Here is a 6,411-nt window from a genome sequence, read left to right as displayed (position 1 = left end):
GTGCAGGTTGTTGAGCGGGCTCGGGCCGACGGGGATGCCGGGGCTCGGGTGCTGTCCGGGCTCTCGTACGACACGTGGGACGGGGTGAGCTCGGGGTTGTATGCGCCGCTTGCCTCTGGGGGGTCTGTGGTGTTGTGCCGGAATCTGGAGCAGTTGGGTGAGGGTGCGTTGGCCAAGCGGGTTGAGAGTGAGCGGGTGACTGTTTCGCGCCCCTGAAGGGGATGGTGGCGGTTGTTTGGCGAGTTACGGCCGGTGGGGGCTGGTCGCGCAGTTCCCCGCGCCCCTAAAAAAACTAGTCACCCGAATGGGTCAGCAACGGCCGCCTCCCCCACCCCATCCACGCCATGGTCGTAAGAGCAGAACCACACGCAGGACCACACACTCTTACGACGGCCATGAGGGGTGGAACCGCACGTGTTGGACGACACCGTGGGAGGCGTTCTCGGGCCGGGTGCGGGGGGTCGGGGCCGGGGTGGGAGTGGTCGTCGTAGGGGCCGCCGGTGTCGGATGGGGTGTCTACGCGAAGCTCGACTCGAACATCACGCCCGACGACGCCGCCGCCGCCGAGCTCGCCCGGTATGAGAAGGAGCGGCCCACCGCCCTCGTGAAGGGGGCGCAGAACATTCTGCTGATCGGGTCCGACTCGCGGTCGGGGGACGGGAACGCGGAGTACGGGCGGGACTCGGGGACCGAGCGGTCGGACACGACGATCCTGTTGCATCTGGCGGCCGACCGGCGCAGCGCGACCGCCGTGTCGTTGCCGCGGGACCTGATGGTGGATGTGCCGGGGTGTCTGCGGCCGGACGGGACGCGGACCGAGCCGATGTTCGCGATGTTCAACTACGCGTTCCAGGTGGGGGGTTCGGGGTGCACGATCCGGACCGTGGAGAAGCTGACGAACGTGCGGATCGACCATCACATGGTGGTGGATTTTCATGGGTTCAAGGACATGGTCGACGCTGTTGACGGGGTGCAGGTCTGTCTGAAGAGTCCTATCCGTGACAAGGCCGCCAAGTTGAGGCTGCCCGCGGGCAAGGTCACCCTCGACGGGGAGCAGGCGCTCGGGTATGTGCGGGCGCGGAAGTCGCTCGGGAACGGGAGTGACACCGATCGGATGGACCGTCAGCAGGGGTTTCTGGGGGCGCTCGTCAACAAGGTGCAGAGCGATGACGTGCTGTTCAATCCGGTGAAGCTGTATCCCGTGCTCGATGCGGCCACCTCTTCGCTGACCACCGATCCGGAACTGGCTAATCTGCGCGGTTTGTACGAACTGGTGCGCGGGCTGCGGAACATCCCCACCGAACATGTGCAATTCCTCACCGTTCCGAGGGAGTCGTACATTTACAACGCGAATCGCGACCAGCTCGTGGAGCCCGAGGCCGAAAAGCTGTTCGCCCGGCTGCGGGCGGACGCCACCGTCGCGGTGACGGAGGAAGTTCCGCAGGATTCTGTCGCAAACGCCCGTAATACGGCGCCCGGTTCGGGGATCTCGCCCGCGCCCACGTTTCGCGGGAACACCGCCGCCGAGGACACCTGCGGGTAAGGCGATCACCAAGTCGACGAACTTTTGTTCCGAAAAATAGGGCGGATTGACCGGTTGTAGGGACGTGGAATTTGTCACCACAGTCACTTGCCGCTCAACTGGACGGATAGTGTGAGCGATCCGGTGTGCTTGCCGCACTGGATGAACGAGACCCGAGCGCCTGGAGGGGGAAGGCGCCGCGTGGCCCCGACGGAGGATTCGGTAAACCGTGGACGCGCAAGGCCGTGGGCGGGCGGGCGACATCGACCCCGCAGACCAGTGGGTACTCAATCCGAACACTGGTGAATACGAACTGCGACTGACTCCTTCCGCACCGCAGTCAGCGGTGCCGGGGCCCCGTAGAGCCACTGCGCAGAACCGCAGTGTCGCGGCGCCGGAGCGGGAGACGGTCCCGAGGAGTCCGGGGCGTGAGGTGCCGCCGCCGCGCAGACGGCGGGGCGCGCCCGAGGAGCCACCGGCCCGGCGCGGACGCCGGCCGGTGAAGAAGAAGGCCAAGGGCAAGAAGGTCCTGATGTGGACCGGCGGCGGGCTGGCCTTCGTGCTGGTCGCCGTCTCCGCGGCCGGGTACCTCTACATCAAGCACCTCAACGACAACATCACGGCTGTCTCCGACGACGGCGCGAGCACCGGTGGCTTCAGCAAGGGCAAGGCCATCAACCTGCTGGTGATCGGCACCGACAAGCGCACCGGCGCGGGCAACGAGGGCTACGGCGACGCCGGCAGCGTCGGCCACGCGGACACCACGATCCTGCTGCACGTGTCCAAGGACCGCTCGAACGCGACCGCGCTCAGCATCCCCCGCGACCTGATCACCGATGTCCCGGACTGCCCGACGACCCAGTCGGACGGCACGTCCAAGGTCATCCCGGGCACGACGAGCGTCCGCTTCAACACCAGCCTCGGGCAGGACGGCCGTACGCCCAGCTGCACCGTGCGGACGGTCACCGAGCTGACCGGGATCCAGCCCGACGACTTCATGGTCGCCGACTTCAACGCCGTGAAGACGCTGACCGACGCGGTCGGCGGGGTCACGGTCTGTCTGGCGAAGGACATCGACGACTCGGATTCGCATCTGAAGCTGTCCAAGGGCTCGCACAACCTCTCGGGCGAGCAGGCGCTGGCCTTCGTGCGGACCCGGCACTCGGTCGGCTTCGGCGGTGACCTGAGCCGGATCACGCTGCAGCAACAGTTCCTGAGCGCGCTGATGCGGAAGCTGAAGTCCAACTCCACGCTCACCAACCCCACGAAGATGCTGAAGCTGGCGGAGGCCGGCACCAAGGCGCTGACCGTCGACGACAACCTCGACAGCATCAGCAAGCTGAAGGACCTCGGTCTGGAGCTGGGCAAGCTCAACCCGAAGAACCTGACCTTCACCACCGTGCCGGTCGTCGACAACCCGGCGGAGAAGACCCCGGTGACGGTCGTCCTCAACAACACGACCGCTCCGCAGGTCTTCTCCCTGATCAAGAGCGACACCTCCTTCACCGCGGTCAAGCAGAAGGCCGCGAAGGAGAAGGCCGCCGTGGCCGCCCGGCTCAAGGGCACCAAGTCCGCCGCCTCCGCGGTGCGGGTGCGGATCCTCAACGGAGGGGCCGTGGCCGGCAGCGCACAGGAAACTCTTACGTGGCTGCAGAATGATGAGGGCGTGCTCAAGTCCGAGAACGCGGGCAACGCTCCGGCGGTGCTCGCGAAGACGACCCTTGAGTACGCACCCGACCAGGCGGACCAGGCTCGACGGCTCGCCGCCATCATGGGCCTCTCGGGGTCCGCGATGAAGCCGGGCAAGAGTGTGCAGAACTCCCAGGGACTCCCGGCGATGACGCTGACCCTGGGCAAGGACTTCAAGGGAGCCGGCGTCCCGCTCACCTCGACAGCGGGGTCGACGCCGGAGGGGGTCCAGAAGTCCACGGCGGACAAGGTTGAGTGCGCCAAGTAAGTGACCACACGGGTCCGTTCCGCGTCTAACAGGGCGCGGGGCGGACCCGTGCGTCAGGGCGCGGCGTGGGAGGGGTGGGGACTTGACTCGAAGCAGCGTGCGTGGGGAGGTGCCGGCGGTTGAGGACACGATGTCGCTCACGCCGGCGGACGGAAAGAGACCGGCGGCGGGGAAACGCCCGTCGGACAGGGACGGGGGCAGACGCAAAGGCCGTAGCCGGCGGGCGTTGCGCTGGTCGGCGAGTGTCCTCGTGCTGGTCATACTCGGGACGGCCGGCGCCGGATACCTGTACTACCAGCACCTCAACGACAACATAAAGAAAGACCCCCTGAACATCGGGGACGAGAAGGACCGGGCGGCCGAGTCCAAGGCCAACGCGGCCGGGCAGAAGCCGTTGAACATCCTGCTGATCGGTTCGGACGCGCGGGACTCCGCGGAGAACCAGAAGCTCGGCGGCGCGAAGGACACCTTCGACACCCCGGCCCGCGCCGACGTCCAGATGCTGCTCCACGTCTCCGCGGACCGCAGCAACATGTCGGTCGTGAGCATGCCGCGCGACACGTTGACGGACATCCCCAAGTGCACGGACCCGGACACCGGCAAGTCGTACGCGGCCGAGACCGACGTCATCACGAACGACTCGCTGGGCCGCGGCGGCCCCGGGTGCACGGTGGCGACCTGGGAGAAGCTGACCGACATCCACATCGACCACTTCATGATGGTCGACTTCTCGGGTGTCGTGTCGATGGCGGACGCGATCGGCGGGGTGCCGGTCTGCGTGGACGCCAACATCTACTCGCACACCTCCTCCGGCAAGGGCTCGGGCCTGAAGCTGAAGAAGGGCACCACGGCGGTGAAGGGCAAGCAGGCCCTGGAGTGGCTGCGCACGCGCTACGGCTTCGAGGACGACACCGACATCGCCCGGACCAAGGCGCAGCACCAGTACATGAACTCGATGGTCCGCCAGCTGCGCGAGAACGCCACGCTGAGCAATCCGACGAAGCTGCGCAGCCTCGCCGAGACGGCCACGAAGGCGCTCACGGTCGACAACGGCCTCGGGACCGTCGCCAAGCTGTACGACCTGAGCAAGGAACTGAAGAAGGTTCCGACCAACCGCATCACCATGACGACGATGCCGTGGGAGTACTCGGGCAGCAGCGGCCGGGTGGTCCCCAGGCCGACCGACGCCGACCAGCTGTTCCGGCTGGTCCGTGAGGACATCGCGCTGGACGGCAAGGACAAGAAGAAGTCGGCTACGGCGGTGAAGGCGTCCACCGACCCGGCCGCCGCCGACGACAAGATCGCCGTACAGGTGGAGAACGGCACCCGCACCGACACGACGAGCGCGGTCCGCGGGCGGGCCACCTCGATCGCCCAACTCCTCGTCGGCAAGGGCTTCAAGGAGGCGGTCGCCGACTCCTCGACGACCCCCAGCCAGGCCACGACAATCGTCCGCTACCCGAGCGCCGACCTGGAGGGCGACGCCCAACGGGTCGCCAAGGCCCTCGGCATCCCGACGAGCGCGGTGAAGAAGTCCACGAGCGTCTCCGGCGTCACCCTGGTCGTCGGCGCGGACTGGACCACCGGCACGAAATACAAGGCCCCGGCGGAGGACGACAAGACCCCGACCTCGGCGGACGCCCTCAACGGTTCGGACACCACGGCGTGCATGCACGTCGACCCGAACTACGTCTGGTAGCGGTCCGGGTCGTCGTCGCGGCGGTGCTCGGTTCAGCTGTTGGTCGAGCTGAGCACCGCGGGCCGTCGGGACGCGATGACCCTGCGCGCAAGGGACTTGGGGCTGGTGAGGAAGCCGTAGCCCCAGGACATGTGCATGGTGGCGAAGGCGACCGGGATCTGGAGGCGGGCCTTCAGGGAGAGGCCCTTGCCCGCCGGCAGGGAGCCGAGCGCGATCGCCGCGAGGTAGCCGCCGGGGATCAGGAAGCCCCAGGGGGTCAGGGCCGCGCCGACCACGATGCCGGCCGCGATCGCGCAGACGGCGGTCGGCGGGGCGAGGTAGCGCAGGTTGATGGAGCCCTCGTGGTAGCGGGCGACGACGTGCCGCCAGCGGCCGTAGTCCTTGTACTGCTTGGCCAGGGCCTTCACGCTCGGCCTCGGGCGGTACGACACCTTCAGCTCCGGTGAGAACCAGATCAGGCCGCCGGCCTCGCGGATGCGGAAGTTCAGCTCCCAGTCCTGGGCGCGGATGAACTCCTCGTTGTAGCCGCCCTGTTGCTCCAGTGCCTCGCGGCGGAACACGCCGAGGTAGACCGTCTCGGCGGACCCCGCCTCGCCTCCCGTGTGGAAGGCCGCGTTGCCCACGCCGATCTTCGAGGTCATCGCGGCGGCGACCGCGTCCTCCCAGGCGTTCTCGCCCTCGGCGTGCATGATGCCGCCGACGTTCTGCGCGCCGGTCTCCTCCAGGAGGCGTACGGCGGTGGCGATGTAGTTCGGCGAGAGCATGCCGTGGCCGTCGACGCGGACGACGATCGGATGGCGGGAGGCCTTGATCGCGGCGTTGAGGGCGGCGGGCGTACGGCCGGCCGGGTTCGGGACGGTGTGGACACGCTTGCTTTTAAAAGACGCAGTTTCGCGCACGAGCTCGGCCGCGATCTCGTCCGTGCGGTCCTTCGACGGACCGAGGGCGAGCACGACCTCCATCTCGCCGGCGTACTCCTGCGCGAGGATCGCTTGGACGGCTCCGCGCAGATGCCGCTCCTCGTCGAGGACGGGCATGATCACAGAAACGGCGGGGAGTCGCACGTCGGGATTGGCGTTCATAGGGGGCTCACGTTACCGCGAACGGGGGACACGGACGCGCCCCGCCCGGGCGGCTGCGGTGGTATCAGATCGTATCGGCCTACGGTGCTCAAGATCCCACGTACGGCCCTCGCGGAGGTGTCCCCCATGCCCACGCCGCCCGGGCGGGGCG

The 6,411-nt window shown here is 67.8% G+C and carries 4 protein-coding genes and 1 pseudogene; 4 read left to right on the top strand and 1 reads right to left on the bottom strand.

The features are described from left to right. From AC31A1_RS44225 to AC31A1_RS44210, 4 genes and pseudogenes are all read left to right on the top strand, one after another. A pseudogene (locus AC31A1_RS44225) lies at positions 1-216 on the top strand (TIGR03089 family protein); the annotation flags it as partial. A 235-nt stretch (positions 217-451) separates the two neighbouring features. Next, the gene (locus AC31A1_RS44220) at positions 452-1,543 is read left to right on the top strand and encodes an LCP family protein (RefSeq protein WP_489658726.1); all 1,092 of its coding nucleotides are present in this window, start codon (positions 452-454) and stop codon (positions 1,541-1,543) included. A 208-nt stretch (positions 1,544-1,751) separates the two neighbouring features. Further along, positions 1,752-3,479, top strand: a complete 1,728-nt coding sequence (locus AC31A1_RS44215; RefSeq protein WP_489658725.1) for an LCP family protein — start codon at positions 1,752-1,754, stop codon at positions 3,477-3,479. Positions 3,480-3,609: 130 nt separating this feature from the next. After that, positions 3,610-5,178 carry an LCP family protein gene (locus AC31A1_RS44210; protein WP_489658724.1) on the top strand — a complete coding sequence of 523 codons (1,569 nt, stop codon included), beginning with the start codon at positions 3,610-3,612 and terminating at the stop codon, positions 5,176-5,178. A gap of 32 nt (positions 5,179-5,210) precedes the next feature. Here the strand turns inward: AC31A1_RS44210 and AC31A1_RS44205 are convergent, their stop codons facing one another. Next, the gene (locus tag AC31A1_RS44205; protein ID WP_489658723.1) at positions 5,211-6,260 is read right to left on the bottom strand and encodes a glycosyltransferase family 2 protein; all 1,050 of its coding nucleotides are present in this window, start codon (positions 6,258-6,260) and stop codon (positions 5,211-5,213) included. Between the last annotated feature and the right edge of the window lie 151 nt (positions 6,261-6,411).

This window comes from Streptomyces sp. P5F9, from assembly GCF_057961495.1.
Note: the sequence above shows the minus strand (reverse complement) of the source record. Positions and strands in the feature narration are given on the sequence as shown.